This window comes from Sphingobium sp. TomTYG46, assembly GCF_055396345.1.
The window spans coordinates 250,190-269,900 of sequence record NZ_AP027324.1 but is presented as its reverse complement, the minus strand read 5'-3'; the positions used below and the strand labels follow the sequence as shown (position 1 = coordinate 269,900).

Genomic DNA, 19,711 nt, shown 5'->3' with positions numbered 1-19,711 from the left:
TTCAGGAAGAAGCCCTTCGGAACAGTAGCGACAGATTGTTGGCGGGCATCTCCACAAGCCGGTCGAACGCCAGCCCGCGCTCCGCTGCGGCTGCGGCCACATCCTCGACGCGGCGCAAGCCCCATTGCGGATCGCGCACCTTTAGCGAAGCGTCGAAGGCAAGATTGCTGGGCGCGGTATCGATGTCATCCCGTATGAATGGTCCATAGAGATAGAGCAGCCCGCCCGGGGGCAGCGCCCTCCCCGCCCCCGCCATCAGGCCAAGGGTCGCTGCCCAGGGGCTGATATGGGTCATGTTGATGCAGAGGATCGCGTCAGCTTTTGTGACCGGCCATGCGGCGGCGGCATCAAGTCTGATGGGCGCGCGAAGATTCGGAAGCAGTTCCTCGGCGCGCCATGCCTCAATTGATGCCAGCGCAACGGGATCGGGGTCGCTCGGCTGCCACTCGAGGGTGGGCAGCGCCGCCGCGAAATAGCGGGCATGTTCGCCACTGCCGCTCGCCACCTCCAGCACCAGGCCCGCAGATGGAAGCGCCTCACGCAATATCGCGAGGATGGCGTCGCGGTTACGCTGCGTCGCGGGCGCATGGCGCTTGCCCGACGCCACGGGACCGGAGCCGGGTTCCCACGGCTCCGGCCCGTCCGTCATTCGGCCGCTTCCGCGAGCGCCGGATCGCTCCAGCTAAGGACTGGCTTGCGCGCGGCAAGCGTTTCATCAAGGCGGCGGCGGGGCGCGAAATAGGGTGCGCCCTTCAGCGCTTCGTCACCGGCCTTCGCGCGTTCGGCAAGGCTGCGCAGCGCCATGATGAACTGGTCAAGTGCAGCCTTGCTTTCCGTTTCGGTGGGTTCGACCAGCATTGCGCCATGGACGACCAACGGGAAATACATCGTCATCGGGTGGAAGCCTTCGTCGATGAGCCCCTTGGCGATGTCGAGCGTGGTGAAGCCTTCTGCCAGACCCTTGTCGCTGAACAGTGCCTCATGCATGCAAGGGCCGCTTTGCCCGAACGGTGCGTCCAGCACATCGTCCAGACTGCGCAGAATGTAGTTGGCGTTCAGCACCGCGTCGCTCGCGACCTGCCGCAGGCCGTCGGCGCCGTGGCTGAGGATATAGGTCAGCGCGCGGGTGAACATGCCCATCTGGCCATGGAAGGCGACCATGCGGCCGAAGCTGCTGGCGTGATGTTCGTCCGCCGTTTCTTCCTCGATCAGTACGAACTTGTCGCCCTGCTTCTCCACGAAGGGTAGCGGCGCGAAGGGGGTGAGCGCCTGGCTGAGCACCACCGGGCCGGAGCCGGGACCGCCGCCGCCATGGGGGGTGGAGAAGGTCTTGTGCAGGTTGATGTGCATCGCATCGACGCCCAGGTCACCGGGGCGGACCCGGCCGACGATGGCGTTGAAGTTCGCGCCATCGCAATAGACGAAGGCCCCGGCGGCGTGGACCGCGTCGGAGATGGTCTTCATCTCGCGCTCGAACAGGCCGCAGGTGTTGGGGTTGGTGATCATCACCGCCGCGACGTCCGAGCCGAGGCGCGCCTTGAGAGCAGCCAGATCGACGCGGCCATCGGGGGTCGCGGGAATATCCTCGACCTTGTAACCGCAGAAGGCTGCGGTCGCCGGGTTGGTGCCGTGGGCGCTTTCCGGGACGAGGATGACACTGCGCGCGTCGCCACGGGCTTCGAGCGCGGCGCGGATCGCGAGCAGGCCGCATAGTTCACCATGCGCGCCCGCCTTGGGACTCATCGCGACCGAGTGCATGCCGGTCAGCTTGATCAGCCATTCGGCGAGTTCGTGGATCACCGCCAGCGCACCCTGAACGGTCGACTGGGGGCTAAGCGGGTGGAGGTCCGCGAAACCGGGCATCCGCGCGACTTTTTCATTGAGGCGCGGGTTGTGCTTCATCGTGCAACTGCCAAGAGGGAACAGGCCAAGGTCGATGGCGTAATTCTGGCGGCTGAGGCGGGTATAGTGGCGCACCGTCTCCTGCTCCGACAGGCCGGGCAGACCGATGCTTTCGGTGCGAGCGAGATTGCCGAGGCGGCTGGCGACCTTGGGCGCCTCGGCGAAGTCAACGCCGGTGGTTTCGGTCGATCCGATCTCGAAGATCAGCGCTTCTTCCAACATCAACGCGCGGTTGCCCGTGGCAGTGACCGGGGCACTATCGGCTCCGGTGATGGCCTGGGGCGCGGTGGGGCGGCCTTCCTTGAGCATGGTCATGCCACTTCCTCCTCAAGCGCCTTGGCAAAGGTTTCGATATCCTCCGCGGTCACGGTCTCTGTGACGGCGACAACCAGGCCGTTGCCGATCTCCGCCGCATCCGGGAACAGGCGGCCGAGCGACACGCCGCCAAGTACGCCCTTATCAGCGAGATTGCGGACGACATCGCGGGCATCTTTCGACAGGACCAGCGTGAACTCGTTGAAGAAGCTGTCGTTGAGCAGCTCGACGCCTGGCACCTGGGCCAGACGCTCGGCCGCCTGAACGGCGAGGCCATGGTTGAGCGTCGCGAGGTCCCGCAGGCCCTTTTCGCCCAGCAACGTCATATGGATGCTGAACGCCAGCGCGCAGAGGCCCGAATTGGTGCAGATGTTCGATGTCGCCTTCTCACGGCGGATATGCTGCTCGCGGGTTGAGAGGGTGAGTACGAAACCGCGATTGCCCGCCGCGTCCACCGTCTCGCCACAAAGGCGACCGGGCATCTGGCGGACATATTTCTGCTTGCACGCGAAGAGGCCGAGATAAGGACCGCCGAACTGGAGTCCGACGCCGATGGACTGGCCTTCCCCCACGACGATGTCCGCGCCCATATGACCCGGTGCTTTGATCGCGCCCAGCGCCACCGGCTCGGTCACGACCGCGACCAGCAACGCGCCTGCTTCATGAGCGGCGTCGGCGAGCGGGGTCAGGTCAGCGATGCGGCCGAGAATGTCGGGATATTGGACGACCACGCAGGAGGTATCCTTGTCGATCCCGGCGATCAGCACATCGATATCGGTGGCGGCTTCGAGCCTCGGTGCTTCATGCACCAGCGCGTCGCCAGTAAACTTCGCCATGGTGTTCGCGACCGAGACATAATGGGGATGCAAGCCCGACGACAGGATCGCCTTGCCGCGCTTGGTGATGCGGCGGGCCATGCCGATCGCCTCCCAGCAGGCGGTGGAGCCGTCATACATGGACGCGTTGGCGACGTCGCAGCCAAGCAGACGCGCCACCTGGGTCTGGAATTCGAACAGCACCTGCAATGTGCCCTGCGCGATTTCGGGCTGGTAAGGCGTGTAGGCGGTCAGGAACTCACCGCGCTGTATCAGATGATCGACGCTGGCGGGAACATGATGCCGATATGCGCCCGCGCCGAGGAAGAAAGGCGCCTCCCCCGCCGACAGATTCTTGCGCGCGAGGGCCGCCATGTGGCGCTCAACCGCCAATTCGCTGGCATGATCGGGCAATCCCGCGATCTTGCCGGAAAGGCGGGCCTCGGCGGGCACGTCCACGAACAGGTCATCGACCGAAGGCGCGCCGATGACGGACAGCATGTCCTGCCGGTCGGTGTCGGTAAGGGGTAGGTAGCGCATTCATATCTCCTCTCCCCTCCCCTTCAGGGGAGGGGCCGGGGGTGGGGGCTTACCGCCGGGCACAGTGCGTTGGGCGATCCCCACCCCAACCCCTCCCCTGAAGGGGAGGGGCTATTTGGTTCTCAAAGCGAGGCCACGAACTTCTTGTAGCCGGCTTCGTTCATCAGGCCATCCAACTCGCTGGCGTCGGCGATGCGTAGCTTGAAGAACCAGCCATCCTCTTCGGCGTCGCTGTTCACCAGGGCGGGTTCTTCCTCCAGCGCGCCATTTGCTTCGACGACCTCGCCGGAAATCGGCGCATAGACGTCCGAAGCGGCCTTCACGGATTCAACGACGGCGGCGTCGTCGCCCTTTTCGAAGGTTGCGCCCTCAGCAGGCAGTTCGACGAACACGATGTCGCCCAACTGCTCCTGCGCATAATCGGTGATGCCGACAGTGGCGATCTCGCCCTCTACGTCGATCCATTCATGTTCGTCGGTGAAATAACGGCTCATTTTACTGCTCCCCTCGGAGTGATTTACTTGAAAATCACGACCAACAAAAAATCAGGAAATTCAGGCCTTGCGGCGGTAACGGTGCGGCACGAACGGCATAGGCGCGACGGTGGCGGCGATGCGCTTGCCGCGCACTTCGATTTCCAGCGCGGTGTCGATGGCGCTGTGCGGCAAGCTGACCCAGCCCATGGCGATAGGAGCGCCTACGGTCGGCGCAAAGCCGCCAGAGGTCACCTCTCCCACCTTGATACCATCGGCGAAGATGGGCGCCCCTTCGCGGGCGGGTAGTCGGCCTTCGATCTTCAGACCCACGCGCTTGGCCCCCGGCCCATCGGCCAGTTCCTTCATCACGCGCGCATGACCGATGAAGCCACCCTCCTCCCGGCGGCGCTTCTGGATGGCAAAGCCAAGATCCGCGCCGATGGTGCTGACAGCAGGCGTCAGGTCGTGGCCGTAAAGAGGAAGCCCAGCCTCAAGCCGAAGCGAATCGCGCGCGCCCAGCCCGATCGGCTTTACCTGCGGCAAGGCGCATAGCGCATCGGCCAGCAGCGCGACGTCAGCGGCGGATATGCTGATTTCGAACCCGTCTTCGCCGGTATAACCGGAACGGCTCACCCACAGCGGAACGCCGCGCCAGTTGAAAAGGCCAGATTGCATGAAAAGGAGGTCGGCGGTGCCAGGGATCAGGCTGGCCAGCGCCTCACCCGCTTCAGGACCTTGCAGGGCGAGCAGCGCCTGCTCGTCCATATGGTTCATGACGACCTCATCAGGCAGATTTTCGATCATCCAGCCCATATCGTCATATTTGGTCGCGCCATTGACGACCATATAAATGTCCGCGCCGTCAAACGCCTCCGCACCAAGGCGCGAGACCATGAGATCGTCGAGGATGCCGCCCTCCTGATCAAGCAGCATCGAGTAACGCTGCCGAAAGGGCTTCAGCCCCTTGATGTCGCTGGGCAGTAAATGTTCAAGCGCCTCGTCAACGCCTTCACCGGAAAAGGTGAGCTGACCCATATGGCTGACATCGAACAGCCCGGCATGCTCGCGGGTCCAGGCATGTTCGGCCATGATGCCTTCATATTGGATGGGCATATGGTAGCCCGCAAAGCCCACCATGCGCGCGCCCTTGGCGCGATGCCAGGCGTCGAGCGGCATATCCTGCAACGGCAATTCTTCTTCGATATGGGCGATGTCGTCATTGCCGGACATGAGAGCGGCCTTTCGTGCAGGGTTCATGGCGACAGACATAATGATCCGGAGTCGGAATCCTGGCGTCTGCCACCCCCTCTGTCACGGAACCTGAGAGCTTTGACCACCGGCCCAGCGACCGGATGGCTTACCCCTTCGGTGGGACGGAATGACCCGTCCGCTTTCCAGAGTGCCTGCCCATGATGCGGTCCTTTAGCCTGAGAGATTCCGGGGCGGTTGCTCCTTCGGCGACGGGGTGGCCTAAAAGGCTTCCCATGCTCTCCCGCATCATGTCCGGACCCGAATCTATCGGGCGCCGGGGACCCTGTCGCATTGCGGGAAATGGGAGGCGCCGTCAATTGCTCAATCGGCTGGCTCGTAGTGATGGTCTTGAAAATGGGGTGCGTTCAGACGAGCGCCATCTCTCCGAAAATTTCCGCGTGGCGCTTTTCCGCATAGCGATCGGTCATGCCCGCGATGAAGTCGCCAATATGCCTGCTGCGACCCGGCTCATTCAGCAGGCGATCGTCCTGCCATTCAGACGGCATGAGTTCCGGCTGCTGCTGATAGGCCCGGAACAGGTCGCGCACGATGATCCGCGCACGGTTGGCCGCAGCGAGTTGCGATGGATGGTGATAGAGCGACGCGTACATGAAGCGCTTCAGGTCGCGTTCCTGCGCCGCGAGTTCAGGCGAGAAGCAGACCAGAGGGCGTCCGGCGGATCGCACATCCTCGACCGTTTCTACGCGGGCCTCAGCGATGTTCCGCCGGGTGGAAGCGATGAGATCGTTCGCCATGAGGCCAATCTGTTCACGCACCAGTTCACGAAGCAGGCGATCCTGCGGGATGTGCGGATAGCGGGCGCGCACCCGGTCCCAGCAATGTTTGACGACGGGCACGGCGAGTAGCTGATCCAGCGTCAGCAGGCCAGCGCGCAGGCCATCGTCAATGTCGTGATTGTCATAGGCGATATCGTCGGCGATGGCCGCCAGCTGCGCCTCCAGCGAGGCATGAGAGGATAGCTCCAGCGGAAAGAGCGCATCGACTTCCCGCATCGCCCAGCCGGGATGGTCGACGGGACCATTATGCTTCGCAAGGCCCTCCAGCATCTCCCAACTGAGATTAAGCCCCTGGAAACAGGGATAAGGCGATTCAAGCAGCATGAGAGTGCGCAGGGTGTGCGCGTTGTGATCGAAGCCGCCATGATCATCCAGCGCCGCTTCCAGCGCGTCTTCGCCCGCATGACCGAAGGGCGGATGACCGATGTCATGGGCGAGGCAGAGTGCCTCGGTCAGATCTTCATTCAGGCCCAGAGTGCGCGCTGTGGTGCGGCCGATCTGCGCGACTTCCAGACTGTGGGTCAGGCGGACGCGGAAATGATCGCCATCGGGCGACACGAATACCTGCGTCTTGTGCCGCAACCTGCGGAAAGCGATGGAATGGATGATGCGATCGCGATCGCGCTGGAAAATGTCACGAGGACCACGCGTCTCGCCTCCCGCTTCGGGATGCAGGCGGCCACGGCTTCGGGCGGGGTGGGCGGCATAGGGGGCGAGCGTCGTCATCTGGACGCTCTTACTTGCCTCCGAGCTGTTCGACCACCTCGCCCGCGTCGCTTTGCCAGGCGAAGACATCGGCACCGGCGGACTTCAGCTTCGCTTCCACCGTCTTGGCGCGCGTGAAGCTGGCGAAGGGACCTATGAGCAGGCGGTTGGTGCGGCCCCAACTGGCGACCCAGCCGTCCTGCGGCGCAACAGTGTCATATTTCCGGCGAAGAGCCTTGAGCGTGAAGCCCAGTGCATTGCGATTGGCACCCGTGCCGATCTGCACCCAGTTGCGCGATGGATTGGCGGCGAGCCTAGCCTTTTCCTCAGCGGCTTTCTTCGCCTTGGCGTCAGCTTCGGCTTTCGCTTTGGCCTTGGCTGCTGCGTCGGCCTTTTCCTTGGCCGTCGTGGCCGCCTTCTTCGCCTTGTCGGCGGCGACCTGCCGTTCTGCGCGGCGAGCGGCCTGAAGCGCTTCGATCTCGGACAGATCGACAGCGGCTACACTCGCCTGGCGTTCGGAGTCGGGAACATCGATGGCGTGGATGATGTCGGCCAATGTCCGGGTCGCTTGCGGATCGGGCTGCTGGCGCTGGACGGGGGCGGCCTGCTGCGAAGTTGGAACGGCCGCTTGCGCTGGGGCGCTGGGCTGACTGTGAGACGCGGGTAGCGGAGCGGCCGGGCGCGGGGTGGTATCCTGAATTGAAGCGGGCGGCCCCTGTACCTGTGCAGCGCGTGTTTCAGTTGAGGTCTGCGCGAACGTGGAGGGCGCGGGGCTGGCAGGAACTGGACGAGCGGATGGCGCTGGCGTGGCTGCTATCGAGGGCCGGGTTGGCTGTGGCAGTTGCGGGCGCGCCGCCGGGATGGTGGGCTGCGCGGAGGGTGTGGCCTGAACTGGAGCGGGGGCCACCATAGGCGCGGAAGGCCTGGGGGTCGCAGCCGCCAGCGACGTCCCCACATTGGTCGGGAAGTGACCGAAATGCACCGCCGCCGCTTTCTGCGCCGGGGTGAGATAGGGCATCTTCTCCATATAGGGCGCCAAGGCAGCGGCAAGTTGCGCGGGCAGAGTCTGGCTGGCGATCTTTCGCGCCTCGGCCTGCTTGTTGTTCATCGCCAGGATGAACGCGCGGTATCGCCACGCGGCACGGTCTCCCTTGTACAGCAGCGGCTGGAGCGCCTTTTCGGCCGCATCGACCTGACCCGAAATGCCCAAAGACGCGGCATAGCGATAGATGAGTTCGGCATCGTCAGGAGCACGCTTGAGCGCGGCCTGATAATCACGCTGAGCCCCGGCCTGGTCGCCGGTCATGTCCCGCGCGAGGCCACGATCCGCCATCAGCGTTGCCTCGCCGTAGCCGAGACGGGTAGCCTGATCGAACAGGCGCAAGGCTTCGGCGGGATTTTGCGCCTTGAGCGCGGCCCGGCCAAGCCCGGCCTTCACTCGACCATTGTTGGGCTGGATCGCATCGGCACGCGAGAAGAAGCCAGCAGCCGCACGCATGTCGTCCATCTCGATCGCAGCCTCACCCGCGCCGACCAGCGCATCGACGTCGCGGGGGTTGGATGCAAGGCGAGACAGGTTCCGGCTGAGATTTTCAGCGCCTGACGGCCTGATCGACTGAATCTGAGCGGGCTGTGCCTGGGCGGTTCCCGTCAGGAGCAGGCCGCCAAGGATCCATAAAGCTGAGCGTTTCACACTAGCCCTTTACCGGATCAATGCGTGAATGGGAAATTTACCGAAAGATAAAGCGCGCCCGACCGCCCGATGCAGCCGATGGCGCGCTTCAAAACATAAGACAGCCTGTGGACCGCCGTCTTACTGGTTGCTTTGACGGTTAAGGAACCGTGGAATGTCGGGCGTCGATCCGGCATCATCGCTCAGTCCGGCATTCTTGTCGGACCCTCGCGTGAGACCGGCCATACGTTCGAACAGGGTTCCGCCAGAAGCGGCGCGCGGCGCAGCCTGAGGCGCGGGAGCCGGAGCTGGTGCAGACTGTGCTTCGACTTCCTCTGCGCCGAGCAGAAGTTCATCCTGCGACGGGTCCTCGTCCGAAAACACGGCAGCAGGACGCGCGGAAGCAGCCGCCGGGGCAGGCCGGGGCGCTGCGGCGGCCCGCTCCTCGACCGGCGCGGCGATCGGCGCAGGTTCGGGCGCGGCAGGCACATCGAGTTCGAGCGTTTCGGGCTCGGCTTCGGGGGCTGAAACCGGAGCAGGCTGCGGAGCCGGACGCGACGCTGCGGCAGGAACGGCGACAGCCGGGCGGCTGGCGAAGCTGAACGGCTGGGTCAGCGGCGCGGCGCCGCCAGTCGCTTCGCTATCGATGCCGGTGGCGACAACCGAAACGCGGATCTTGCCGTTGAGACCATCATTGAAGGCCGAACCCCAAATGATGTTCGCGTCCGGATCAACCAGTTCGCGAATATGGTTGGCGGCTTCGTCGACTTCCATCAGGCGCATGTCGTCGCCACCCACGATGGAAACGATCACGCCCTTCGCGCCGCGCATCGACACGCCGTCGAGCAGCGGGTTGGCGATCGCCTTTTCCGCCGCCTGAAGCGCACGGCCGTCGCCTTCGGCTTCGCCGGTGCCCATCATCGCCTTGCCCATCTCGCCCATCACGGAACGGACGTCAGCGAAGTCGAGGTTGATGAGGCCCGGCATGACCATGAGATCGGTGATGCCGCGAACGCCCTGCTGCAACACCTCGTCAGCCATCTGGAAGGCTTCCTTGAAGGTGGTGTTCGGGTTCGCGATCAGGAACAGGTTCTGGTTCGGAATGACGATGAGGGTATCGACATGCTTTTGCAGTTCCTCGATGCCGCTCTCGGCCGACTTCATGCGGCGATTGCCCTCGAAGGTGAAGGGCTTGGTCACCACGCCGACGGTCAGGATGCCTTTGTCGCGCGCCGCCTTGGCGATAACAGGGGCAGCGCCGGTCCCGGTGCCACCGCCCATGCCGGCGGCGATGAAGCACATATGCGCGCCGTTCAGCGCCTCTTCGACCGAGACGATGGTTTCCTCAGCGGCCGCTTTGCCGATTTCCGGACGCGATCCTGCGCCCAGACCTTCGGTGATCTGCGGGCCAAGCTGAATACGGCGCTCGGCGGGCGAGGCGTTCAGCGCCTGCGCGTCGGTGTTGGCGACGATGAAATCCACGCCCTCAACCGACGCGGCGATCATGTTCGCGATGGCGTTACCGCCCGCGCCGCCTACGCCGATCACCGCGATGCGAGGCTTCAACTCGTCCACATGCGGTGGGCTGATCTCAATGCTCATAAATTCTAGCTCCCTCCAGCTTCGGCGACATGAGCGAAACTGTCATCGAAAGTTAATGCAACAGAAAATAGCGTATTTCACTAGCAAAGTTCGTCTGGCTTTAGATTTATTCAATAGTTTGTCTTCATCGCCCGCACCATCCGCTGCCACCATAGCGGCGCGTTGATACGATGAACGGTCTGAGGCGCAGGCGCTATCGTTCTAAGATCAACCGGGTTCGATGCGCCGTAAAGCGCCAAACCAGCCAGCGTTGCGAAGGCAGGGCCGCTATGCGCTTCCGGCAGCGCAGCCAGACCGCGCGGCCTGCCAATGCGGACGGCGCGGCCCAGCGCACCCTGTGCATAGTCGGCAATGCCCTTCATTTCCGCACCGCCACCGGTCAGCACGACCTGGCGTCCGGTCGGCGTATTGAAGCCCATACCCGCGAGCGCCGCGTTGATTTCCGTCATCAACTGGTTCAGCCGTTCGCAGATGACGGCGACCAGCGCGGCCCGCGTGATCTTGCCGCCGTCCGCATTGGGGCCAGCGCTCTGCCCCGGCACGGCGACATCCCCGTGGGGCGCCGCGATCTCAATCATCTCGCGGAAGTCCCGGCGGTTCTGCATTGCCGAACCGTAGAAGCATTTGATCCGCTCGGCCTGGCTGCGGCGAATGCCGAAGGCGGAGGCGATATCATCGGTAATGTCCGACGCGCCGATCGCTATGCTGTGCAGGCCAACCAGCATTCCGCCCGCATAGAGGGAAACATTGGTGACCCCCGCGCCCAATTCCACCAGCGCGACGCCCAGATCTCTTTCCTCTTCCGAAAGGCAGGCAAGGCCGGTCGCGATTGGCGATGCGACAATCGAATTGACGTTGAGATAGGCCCCACGCACGCACAGGTCGAGATTGGCGAGCGGTGCGCCGTCCGCCAGCACGACATGGATATCGACGCCCAGCAGGTCGGCATGCATGCCGAGCGGCTTCTTGACCGGCACCTTGCCATTGATCGTGAAGCAAGTGGGCTGGGCATGAAGGACAACCCGCCCATCGGGATCAATGCCCTGCTGGCCCGTCGCGAGCAGATCGTCGATATCGGGCTGCTCTACGCGATAGCCGCCCATGTCGCGCTCGACCGTCACAACGTCGCTGACGAGGCTCCCCCCAGAGAAGCTGACCCACACATCCTCGATGTTGGTGCCCGCGACGCGCTCCGCCTGCTCGACCGTTTCACGCACGGCCAGTTCGGTGCGCTCCATGTCGGCGATGAAGCCCCGCCGTACACCACGGCTTTCCCGTTGGCCCGTGCCCAATATCGCGAGTTCACCCGTTTCGGTCCGGCCAGCGATGAGCGCGGAAACCTTCCACGATCCGATATCGATCGCGGTGACGAGTTTATCGACCTTGGGCTGGGCCATGCGCGTCAGCCTTCCTCGCCCTGAGGCGCGGCGGGCGCATTGACTTCGGCTTTATCGCTCACCTGGTTCTGCGGCAGGCGCAGGATGAAGCGATCCGGGTCGCGCATGTCGAACTTCACGATGCCTCGACCCAGCAGGCGGTTGACGCCGTCCATGCGCGCGAAATTAACGAGCGCGGTCGCAGAGGCCCTGTCTCCTTCAGGCAGTGAAAGCGTTTCCCCCGACTGAAAGCGCAAATCCCAGCGGCGGTTCCCGACCCAGGTCGCACCAGCCAGCATGGGCTTCAGCGCGGGCGCATTTTCCATGAGCTTGTTGAGGCCCGCCGTCTGGCGATTGGCATCGGGGCCGACGACCAGCGGCAAGTCGGGCATCGCATCCGTAGACACGGATTGAAGCACCACGCCCTGCACGTCGATCAGGTGCAACTGCCCATCATGCTGCCACACCGCCACGGGGTCACGTTCGACGATATCGACCACCAGCGTGTCCGGCAGGCGCCGCGAAATGCGCGCGTCCTTGACCCAGCCGAGCTTCAGCATTTCGTCGCGGACCTTGGGCAGGTCGAGCGACAGCATGGAGCGGTCCACCTGGCCGAGCGCGATATTATAGACCGGCAGCTCGTCCATGCGCTCGACGCCGCGCACCTCTACCTTCTGCACTTCGAAACCGGCGTTGGCTGCAACCTCCGCCGCCTTCTGTCCGGCCATTGCGGGCACGCCCAGCAGCATGGCGATGCCACCGACGGCGGCTACGACGATGCCCACGATGGCCCAGCTCGCCATGCGTTGCAGCGTGTCTTCGCTGACTGGAAGTGCATGAAGCATGCGACCAAACCAGGAACGACGCTTGCCCGGCTTGCCCCGGCCCGATCCATTGCGGCCGCGAGGTCCACCCGCACCCGTCAGACGCGCCGTGCCTCCCCGCCGGATACGTGCTTCAGCCATGCCCTGCCCCCTTAGCGCCCTGTTTCTGCATCAGCGCATCCTCGACAATACGCTCGACCAGCTCGGCATAGTCAATGCCCAGTTTTGCCGCCTGTTCTGGGACAAGACTGAGCGGCGTCATGCCGGGCTGGGTGTTTACCTCCAGCAGGTAGAGGCCCTCTACTCCCTGCGTATCGTCCCAGCGGAAATCCGAACGCGAAGCGCCCTTGCAGCCCAGAAGCTGATGCGCGCGCAGGGCGATGGCCTTGCACGCTTCGCTGATGTCGTTCGGAATTTCGGCCGGACAGACATGTTCGGTCATGCCGTCGGTATATTTGGCATCGAAATCGTAGAAGCCACTCTTGGGACGCAGTTCAGTCACCAGCAAGGCCTCATCGCCTAGCACTGCGGTCGTCAGTTCCCGGCCGCGAATATAGGGCTCCGCGAGCAGCTGGTCGAAATGCTGCCAGGGGCCTTCCACATCCCGGCCGATGGGCGATCCGTAATTGCCGTCTTGCGTCACGATGGCGACGCCGACGGAGCTGCCCTCATTGACAGGCTTCACCACATAGGGACGCGGCAGGGGATCGGCTTCGAACAGGCTGGCGCTGTCGACGATGTGACCGCCGGGCATCGGGATGCCGTGAGGCACCAGCGCCTGCTTGGTCAGTTGCTTGTCGATGGCGATGACGGAGGTGGCGAGGCCGGAATGAGTATAGGTGAGACCCATCAGGTCCATCATGCCCTGCACCGTACCATCCTCGCCCGGGACGCCGTGGAGCGCGTTGAAAACGACATCTGCTTTGGCTTCCGCGAGACGGGCGGCGACATTGTCGTCCATGTCGATCCGCGTGACCTGGTGCCCGCGCGATTCCAGCGCCTTTGCGACGCCCTCGCCGCTCATCAGCGAAACCGGACGCTCGGCGGACCAGCCTCCCATCAGGACGGCGACGTGCCAGGGGCCACGGGTCATTTGTAGAACTCCAGAACAAATATATTCGTCATCCCAGCGGAAGTTGGAATCTTCATGCCGTCGAGAGCGGAAAATGAGGAACGAGATCCCAGCGTTCGCTGGGATGACGGGAAGGTGGCGCGAGTCACTTATTCACTCCCACGCGCTGGATTTCCCATTCAAGCTCGACGCCGCTCTTTGCCTTCACCCGGCGGCGCACTTCCTCTCCCAGCGCCTCGATGTCCGCGCTGGTGGCATCGCCAAGGTTGAGGAGGAAGTTGGTATGCTTTTCCGAAACCTGAGCGCCACCCAATTGCAGTCCCCGGCAGCCCGCCTCATCGACCAATGCCCAGGCCTTGTGACCATCCGGATTCTTGAAGGTCGATCCGCCGGTCTTGCTGCGGAGCGGCTGGCTTTCCTCGCGCGCTGCCGCGATGCGATCCATTTCGGCCTGAATAGCGGGAGGATCACCGGGAACACCCCGGAACACGGCGCTTACCACCACCGCGCCTTCGGGCAGGCTACTGTGGCGATAAGTATAGCCCAACGCGTCGAGCGGCAGCGTCAAGCGCTCGCCGGAACGCAGCACTACGTCGCACTCGACCAGAATGTCGCAGGTCTCGCGCCCATAGGCACCGCCATTCATTCGCACGAAACCGCCCACCGTGCCGGGGATCGAGCGCAGAAACTCAAGCCCCGCGATGCCCGCATCCCGCGCGGTCGAGGATACGAGGATGCCCGATGCCCCTCCCCCACAGCGGATGGCGGTGGCATCAATCTGCTCAACCTTCGCGAAGGGCTTGCCCAGACGCACGACAACGCCCCGAACGCCGCCATCGCGCACGATCAGGTTGGAGCCAAGGCCAAGCGCCATCACCGGAATCGCCGGATCGAGATGCGCCAGGAAGTCCGCCAAATCCTCGGCATCCTTGGGCTCAAAGAGCCACTGCGCGACGCCGCCCGCCTTGAACCAGACGAGCGGAGCCAGCGGCGCGTCAGTCTTCAGCGACCCGCGAACCGAAGGAAGGGGCGCCACTGTCGTGGTCAACCCAATGCCCCCAGAAGGAAGGTTTGACGAGGCCTCATCAGGCGGCTTCTTTCGCCGCTACGGCCTGTGCCAGACCTGCGGCCCACTTGGTGATGTCACCCGCGCCAAGGCAGATGATCATGTCATCAGCCTGAAGATCGTCAGCGATCACGCGGGCCAGATCGTCGGCGCCCTCGACCGTAGCGGCGTGGCGATGCCCCCGACGCTTCAGACCCGCGACCAGCTCGGCGCTGTCCACGCCTTCGGTCGGCTGCTCGCCCGCCGGATAGACCGGGGCCGCATAGACGATGTCGGCGTCGTTGAAGGCCTGCTGAAATTCATCCATCAGGTCGCGAAGGCGGGTATAGCGGTGCGGCTGTACAACCGCGATAACGCGGCCTTTGGCACCCTCGCGCGCGGCGGCCAGCACGGCCTTTATCTCCACGGGGTGGTGGCCATAATCGTCGATGACGGTCGCCACGCCCTGCCCCGCCGGGATCTCGCCAACCTTGGTGAAACGGCGCTTCACCCCGCCGAACTTCGCAAAGCCCGTCTGGATCGTCGCATCATCGATGCCCATTTGCAGCGCCACGCCGATCGCCGCCATGGCGTTCAGCACATTGTGACGGCCGGGCATCGGCATTTCGACCCCTTCGATGCGGCGAAGCGAACCGTCCCGCTCGCGGATTTGCACATCGAAGCGGTTGCCGCCGGGGATCGGCTGCACATTTTCGCCGCGAATATCGGCCTGCGCCGAGAAACCATAGGTGACGATGCGCCGATCCTGCACGCGCGGCAGGATCGCTTGCACTTCCGGGTGATCGAGGCAGAGCATCGCAGCGCCGTAGAAGGGTACATTCTCCACGAACTCGACAAAGGCGTCCTTCACCTTGTCGAAGCTGCCATAATGGTCGAGATGCTCGGGATCGATGTTGGTGACGACCGCCAGCGTGCCATCGAGACGCAGGAAGCTGCCGTCGCTCTCGTCTGCCTCCACCACCATCCAGTCGCTCTTGCCAAGGCGGGCGTTGGAGCCATAGCTGTTGATGATGCCGCCGTTGATGACGGTCGGATCAACCCCGCCCGCGTCCAACAGCGCCGCGACCATCGAGGTGGTCGTGGTCTTGCCATGGGTTCCCGCGACAGCGACAGTAGATTTGAGCCGCATCAGTTCGGCCAGCATTTCTGCGCGGCGAATGACAGGCACACGCTTTTCCAGCGCCAGATCGACTTCGGGGTTGCCCTTCTTGATCGCGGTGGAGGTCACGACAACGGCGGCGTCGCCCAGATTTTCGGCCTTGTGGCCGATCATCACGTCAATGCCCTTCTTACGCAAACCTTCGACGACATAGCCTTCCGCCACGTCCGACCCCTGAACCTTATAACCCAAATTATGCATTACCTCGGCGATACCGGACATGCCGATGCCGCCGATGCCGATGAAATGGATCGTGCCGATGTCGGTGCCGACACCCTTCATGCGATAGTCTCCAGAATGCGAAAAGCACCGTCATTCCAGCGAAAGCTGGAATCTCTCGGTCCCTTGAGAGCGACGGCGCGAGAAGGAATGAGATCCCAGCCTTCGCTGGGATGACGTGGGGGGTTCATGATCATGCAGGGACACCCTGCAAATTCAAGCTCGTCGGGATCGGGCCGACCTTCAAAGGATCGTTCATGATCGGCGCAGGCCCAATGCTTTCCAACAGGTCGGCCATGTCACGCGCCGCATTGGGACGGCCACAGGCACGGGCGCGCTTGGCGGCGTTCTGAAGGGCACCGGGCTCCATCGCCATCTTCTGCATCTGCTTGGCGAGTTCCACGGCGGTGAAGCGCGACTGCGGGATGGTCCGCGCGCCACCCGCCTCGGTCATCTCCCGCGCATTGACCGTCTGATGATCATCCATCGCACTCGGCAGCGGGACGAGGATGGCGGGACGGCCCGCGCAGGTAAGTTCCGCCAGCGTCGATGCGCCTGCTCGGGCAATCACCAGATGCGACCAGCTCAGCTTTTCCGGCACATCATTGAAATAGGTCGCGAGGTCAGCGGGAATTTCCAGGTCGGCGTAGAAGCGGCGAACCCGCTCGATATCCTCGGCCCGGCATTGCTGCGTTACCTGCAAACGGCGGCGCAGGCTGAGCGGCAACATGCCAAGGCCGTCCGGCACGACCGAAGACAGGATGCTGGCACCCTGGCTGCCACCAATCACGAGCACGCGGAATACGCTCTCGTCCGTCAGCGCCGGAAATTCCTCGTCGCGTAGTGCCTTCACTTCCTCGCGAACCGGATTGCCGACGAGATGCACCTTGCCCGCATATTTGTCGCGCAGGCGCTCGACCTTCGGGTAAGCCGTCGCGATCGCATCGACGCGACGGGCGAGGAAGCGGTTCACGCGGCCCAGCACGGCATTCTGTTCGTGGATAGCGGTCGGGATGCCGTCCGCCAGCGCGCCCAACAGCGCAGGCATGGCGGGATAGCCGCCAAAGCCGACGACAGCGGTGGGGCGGAAGGTCTCATTGAGGCGGCGGGCCATGGCGCGGCCTGCAAGGATGGCCTTAAGCGCGCCCAGCCAGCTCTTCGGGTTCTTAGTCATGCGCCCGGCGGGCAGGACATGGACCTGCGCCCGATCGAAGATGCCCGGGATTTTGGCGCCGCGCTCGTCCGTGACCAAGGCGACATGGTGGCCGCGCGCCATCAACTCTTCCGCGACTGCATGCGCCGGAATCATGTGACCGCCCGTCCCACCCGCGGCGAGGACGAAGTGACGGGAAATGCTCATCGACCACTCCATTTGACGACGGTATGCCGCCCCATGAAGGGATTGCGCCGTGTGAACGCAAGCAGCAGGCCGACCCCGATACAAAGAGCCAGCATAGAGGAGCCGCCATAGCTGATAAAGGGCAGCGTCATGCCCTTCGAAGGAAATATCTGGGCATTCACGCCCATGTTGATGATCGCCTGCAACCCGAACTGCGTTGTAAGTCCCGCTGCGGCCAGGATCGTGAAATTATCATCCTCGTCCAGCATGCGCAGCAGCACGCGGACGACGATCGCCAGGTAAACGCAGGCGATGCCGATGCAGGCGAGCAGTCCGAACTCTTCACCGATCACGGAAAAGATATAGTCGGTATGCGCTTCGGGCAGGCGGAATTTCTCCTGACCGCCCCCTGGCCCCACGCCCGTGAATCCACCATGGGTGATCGTGCGGAACGCCAGTTCCGTCTGGTCCGGACCCGTGTCCTGCGCGACACCGATGCCAAGGAAGTCATTGATCCGCTGACGGCCATTTTCGTAAAACATGTACATGGCGATCAGGCCAGCCAGCGCCACGCCACCCATCATGCCGATGAACCGCATCGACACGCCGGACAGCAGCAACAGGCATCCCCAGCAGGCAAGGAAAATGACCGTCTGGCCGAAGTCCGGCTGCTTCATCAGGATCGCCGCGATCAACAACGTCAACACGCCGGTCAGCGGAATAACCGGCAGGGACATGTCCTTCCCCCGCAACGAAAGCAGCCAGGCCATGGAAACGACATAGACGGGCTTCAGAAACTCCGAGGGCTGGAAGCGAAATCCGGGCAGATCGATCCAGCGCCGCGCCCCATTCACGCTCGACCCCAGGATCGGCACGCACAGCAGCATCACGATGAAAAAGGCCGTCATGAACATGGCCAACCGCCGGGCCTGCTGACGGGGCAACATCGATATGACGAGCATGATCGGCAGGCCGATGAAGACCCACATAAGCTGGCGATAGAAATAGATGAGCGGCGTGACGGATACGCTGCTGGTCGAACGGTCGATCGCCGCCACGGGCGAAGCAGCCGCAACGGCAACCAGACCGATCGCCATCAGCGCGACGATCAGCGAGAGGAGAACGCGATCGATCTCCCAGAACCAAATGGCCAGGGCCGTACGCTCGCGCGGAACGGTGCGGTTCTTGAACCCCTTCACCAGTTCGCCTGCCCTGAACATCGTAATCGCCCCTTCTGCGCCCCTGCACCGCCTTTAGCCGTCCAGGCCCCCTTCTTCCAGCGCCGTGACCGCCGCGATGAAGGCATCGCCTCTCGCCTCGAAATCCCGGAATTGGTCGAAACTGGCACAGGCTGGCGAAAGCAGCACAACGTCGCCCGGCTGTGCTACACGCGCCGCGCGGCGAACGGCGGCCGATAGCATCTCGCTGTCATCCACCGCCATATTATCTTTGAGCAGGTCGGCGAACATATGCCCCGCTTCGCCGATGGTATAGGCTGCAGCGACATTGCCGAACCATGGCGCGCATTCGTCAAGATTATCGGTCTTTGCCAGCCCCCCCACGATCCAGTGCAGGCGCGGCCGACCATCAACGGGCGGATAGGCCGCCAGTGCAGGCGCCGTCGAAGCTGGATTGGTCGCCTTGCTATCGTTGACGTAAAGAACGCCGTTCAGTTCCTTTACGCGCTGCATCCGGTGCGGCAGGCTGGCATAGCTGGCGAGGGCAGCCTCGATCGTCGCTTCATCGATGCCCAGCGCGCGCGCGACGGCGAAGGCTATCGCTGCGTTCTGCGCGTTGTGCGGTCCCTGAAGCGACGGCCAGTTCGCCTGCGCGGCGGGATCGATGTCCCCGGCCTTCACCTCTACCCGCCGAGCGCCCGGCTGGGCCGCGATGGACCGGCTCGGTTCATCCTCCGTCGCGATCACCGCGACATGCTCGGCCGACTGCATGGCGAACAGCCGGGCCTTCGACGCGACATAGCCTTCAAAGCCATTATAGCGATCGAGATGATCCGGCGTGATATTGAGCAGCACCGCGACATCGCAGTCGAGGCTCTGCGTCAGGTCGATCTGATAGCTCGACAGTTCCAGCACGTAGATGCCGCCCTCCGGCAACGGCTCCTGCCCCAAAATGGGCAGGCCGATATTCCCGCCCATGCGGGTCGGGATGCCTGCTGCTTCTATGATATGATGAACGAGCGCGGTCGTGGTCGACTTGCCGTTGGTGCCGGTGATGCCCACCACCCGATGTGCGGGAAGTGTAGGACGGGCGAGCGCGAACAGCTCGATATCGCCGATGACGGGCACGCCCGCGAGTTTGGCATGCATGGCGATGGGATGCTTGTTAAGCGGCACCCCGGGAGAAACAACGACCCCATCAAAGCCCGCGAGGTCGATCTCCAGCGGGTCAGCCAACTCGGCCTTGTCAGCGACAGCCGCGCGCGCTTCGTCCCGATTGTCCCAGGCGACGACGCGCGCGCCGCTGGTCACAAGCGCCTCTACAGTCGCCAGTCCGGATCGCGCCAGGCCAAGGACCGCATATGTTTTGCCAGCGAAGGCGGGGGAGGTAAGGGTCATCCCGC

Annotated in this window: 16 protein-coding genes and 1 riboswitch; all 16 genes read right to left on the bottom strand. The window is 63.6% G+C overall.

What is annotated here, in order from left to right; all coding sequences use genetic code 11:
* Window position 1 precedes the first annotated feature (1 nt).
* Window positions 2-649 carry a DUF938 domain-containing protein gene (locus ACZ5YV_RS01435; RefSeq protein WP_464788261.1) on the bottom strand — a complete coding sequence of 216 codons (648 nt, stop codon included), beginning with the start codon at window positions 647-649 and terminating at the stop codon, window positions 2-4.
* Window positions 646-2,217: an aminomethyl-transferring glycine dehydrogenase subunit GcvPB gene (gcvPB, locus tag ACZ5YV_RS01430; RefSeq protein WP_464788260.1), complete on the bottom strand. Its 1,572-nt coding sequence runs from the start codon at window positions 2,215-2,217 to the stop codon at window positions 646-648. Before gcvPB ends, ACZ5YV_RS01435 begins: the two co-directional genes overlap by 4 nt.
* Window positions 2,214-3,572 carry an aminomethyl-transferring glycine dehydrogenase subunit GcvPA gene (gcvPA, locus tag ACZ5YV_RS01425; RefSeq protein ID WP_464788259.1) on the bottom strand — a complete coding sequence of 453 codons (1,359 nt, stop codon included), beginning with the start codon at window positions 3,570-3,572 and terminating at the stop codon, window positions 2,214-2,216. The genes gcvPB and gcvPA overlap by 4 nt, the downstream gene beginning before the upstream one ends.
* Before the next feature lie 122 nt (window positions 3,573-3,694).
* Window positions 3,695-4,066: a glycine cleavage system protein GcvH gene (gene gcvH / locus ACZ5YV_RS01420; RefSeq protein WP_464788258.1), complete on the bottom strand. Its 372-nt coding sequence runs from the start codon at window positions 4,064-4,066 to the stop codon at window positions 3,695-3,697.
* Window positions 4,067-4,126: 60 nt separating this feature from the next.
* Complete coding sequence (gene gcvT, locus ACZ5YV_RS01415; protein WP_464788257.1) at window positions 4,127-5,278, bottom strand: glycine cleavage system aminomethyltransferase GcvT; 1,152 nt, start codon at window positions 5,276-5,278, stop codon at window positions 4,127-4,129.
* Window positions 5,279-5,453: 175 nt separating this feature from the next.
* A riboswitch (glycine riboswitch) is annotated at window positions 5,454-5,553 on the bottom strand.
* Window positions 5,554-5,664: 111 nt separating this feature from the next.
* Complete coding sequence (locus ACZ5YV_RS01410; RefSeq protein ID WP_464788256.1) at window positions 5,665-6,822, bottom strand: deoxyguanosinetriphosphate triphosphohydrolase; 1,158 nt, start codon at window positions 6,820-6,822, stop codon at window positions 5,665-5,667.
* A gap of 10 nt (window positions 6,823-6,832) precedes the next feature.
* Window positions 6,833-8,494 carry a tetratricopeptide repeat protein gene (locus tag ACZ5YV_RS01405; RefSeq protein ID WP_464788255.1) on the bottom strand — a complete coding sequence of 554 codons (1,662 nt, stop codon included), beginning with the start codon at window positions 8,492-8,494 and terminating at the stop codon, window positions 6,833-6,835.
* A gap of 120 nt (window positions 8,495-8,614) precedes the next feature.
* On the bottom strand, window positions 8,615-10,075 hold the full coding sequence (gene ftsZ, locus ACZ5YV_RS01400; RefSeq protein WP_464788254.1) for a cell division protein FtsZ: 1,461 nt from the start codon (window positions 10,073-10,075) through the stop codon (window positions 8,615-8,617).
* 110 nt (window positions 10,076-10,185) lie between these two features.
* Entirely contained in the window at window positions 10,186-11,472 is a 1,287-nt protein-coding gene (ftsA, locus tag ACZ5YV_RS01395; RefSeq protein ID WP_464788253.1) for a cell division protein FtsA, read from the bottom strand.
* Between the two features lie 5 nt (window positions 11,473-11,477).
* Entirely contained in the window at window positions 11,478-12,416 is a 939-nt protein-coding gene (locus tag ACZ5YV_RS01390) for a cell division protein FtsQ/DivIB (RefSeq protein WP_464788252.1), read from the bottom strand.
* On the bottom strand, window positions 12,409-13,368 hold the full coding sequence (locus ACZ5YV_RS01385) for a D-alanine--D-alanine ligase (protein WP_464788251.1): 960 nt from the start codon (window positions 13,366-13,368) through the stop codon (window positions 12,409-12,411). The genes ACZ5YV_RS01390 and ACZ5YV_RS01385 overlap by 8 nt, the downstream gene beginning before the upstream one ends.
* A gap of 124 nt (window positions 13,369-13,492) precedes the next feature.
* On the bottom strand, window positions 13,493-14,383 hold the full coding sequence (murB, locus tag ACZ5YV_RS01380; protein WP_464789120.1) for a UDP-N-acetylmuramate dehydrogenase: 891 nt from the start codon (window positions 14,381-14,383) through the stop codon (window positions 13,493-13,495).
* 49 nt (window positions 14,384-14,432) lie between these two features.
* Window positions 14,433-15,854 carry a UDP-N-acetylmuramate--L-alanine ligase gene (gene murC, locus ACZ5YV_RS01375; RefSeq protein ID WP_464788250.1) on the bottom strand — a complete coding sequence of 474 codons (1,422 nt, stop codon included), beginning with the start codon at window positions 15,852-15,854 and terminating at the stop codon, window positions 14,433-14,435.
* 130 nt (window positions 15,855-15,984) lie between these two features.
* Entirely contained in the window at window positions 15,985-17,151 is a 1,167-nt protein-coding gene (gene murG / locus ACZ5YV_RS01370; protein WP_464779049.1) for an undecaprenyldiphospho-muramoylpentapeptide beta-N-acetylglucosaminyltransferase, read from the bottom strand.
* On the bottom strand, window positions 17,148-18,350 hold the full coding sequence (gene ftsW, locus ACZ5YV_RS01365; protein ID WP_464788249.1) for a putative lipid II flippase FtsW: 1,203 nt from the start codon (window positions 18,348-18,350) through the stop codon (window positions 17,148-17,150). Before ftsW ends, murG begins: the two co-directional genes overlap by 4 nt.
* Before the next feature lie 33 nt (window positions 18,351-18,383).
* Window positions 18,384-19,706 carry a UDP-N-acetylmuramoyl-L-alanine--D-glutamate ligase gene (gene murD, locus ACZ5YV_RS01360; protein WP_464788248.1) on the bottom strand — a complete coding sequence of 441 codons (1,323 nt, stop codon included), beginning with the start codon at window positions 19,704-19,706 and terminating at the stop codon, window positions 18,384-18,386.
* Between the last annotated feature and the right edge of the window lie 5 nt (window positions 19,707-19,711).

What these genes read in the sequence shown, in the direction of transcription:
- gcvH (WP_464788258.1), bottom strand. Translation starts at nt 4,066, where the DNA reads ATGAGCCGTTATTTCACCGACGAACATGAATGGATCGACGTAGAGGGC.
- ftsZ (WP_464788254.1), bottom strand. Translation starts at nt 10,075, where the DNA reads ATGAGCATTGAGATCAGCCCACCGCATGTGGACGAGTTGAAGCCTCGC.
- ACZ5YV_RS01435 (WP_464788261.1), bottom strand. Translation starts at nt 649, where the DNA reads ATGACGGACGGGCCGGAGCCGTGGGAACCCGGCTCCGGTCCCGTGGCG.
- murD (WP_464788248.1), bottom strand. Translation starts at nt 19,706, where the DNA reads ATGACCCTTACCTCCCCCGCCTTCGCTGGCAAAACATATGCGGTCCTT.
- ftsW (WP_464788249.1), bottom strand. Translation starts at nt 18,350, where the DNA reads ATGTTCAGGGCAGGCGAACTGGTGAAGGGGTTCAAGAACCGCACCGTT.
- murG (WP_464779049.1), bottom strand. Translation starts at nt 17,151, where the DNA reads ATGAGCATTTCCCGTCACTTCGTCCTCGCCGCGGGTGGGACGGGCGGT.
- gcvT (WP_464788257.1), bottom strand. Translation starts at nt 5,278, where the DNA reads ATGTCCGGCAATGACGACATCGCCCATATCGAAGAAGAATTGCCGTTG.
- ACZ5YV_RS01410 (WP_464788256.1), bottom strand. Translation starts at nt 6,822, where the DNA reads ATGACGACGCTCGCCCCCTATGCCGCCCACCCCGCCCGAAGCCGTGGC.
- ACZ5YV_RS01390 (WP_464788252.1), bottom strand. Translation starts at nt 12,416, where the DNA reads ATGGCTGAAGCACGTATCCGGCGGGGAGGCACGGCGCGTCTGACGGGT.
- gcvPB (WP_464788260.1), bottom strand. Translation starts at nt 2,217, where the DNA reads ATGACCATGCTCAAGGAAGGCCGCCCCACCGCGCCCCAGGCCATCACC.
- gcvPA (WP_464788259.1), bottom strand. Translation starts at nt 3,572, where the DNA reads ATGCGCTACCTACCCCTTACCGACACCGACCGGCAGGACATGCTGTCC.
- ftsA (WP_464788253.1), bottom strand. Translation starts at nt 11,472, where the DNA reads ATGGCCCAGCCCAAGGTCGATAAACTCGTCACCGCGATCGATATCGGA.
- ACZ5YV_RS01385 (WP_464788251.1), bottom strand. Translation starts at nt 13,368, where the DNA reads ATGACCCGTGGCCCCTGGCACGTCGCCGTCCTGATGGGAGGCTGGTCC.
- murC (WP_464788250.1), bottom strand. Translation starts at nt 15,854, where the DNA reads ATGAAGGGTGTCGGCACCGACATCGGCACGATCCATTTCATCGGCATC.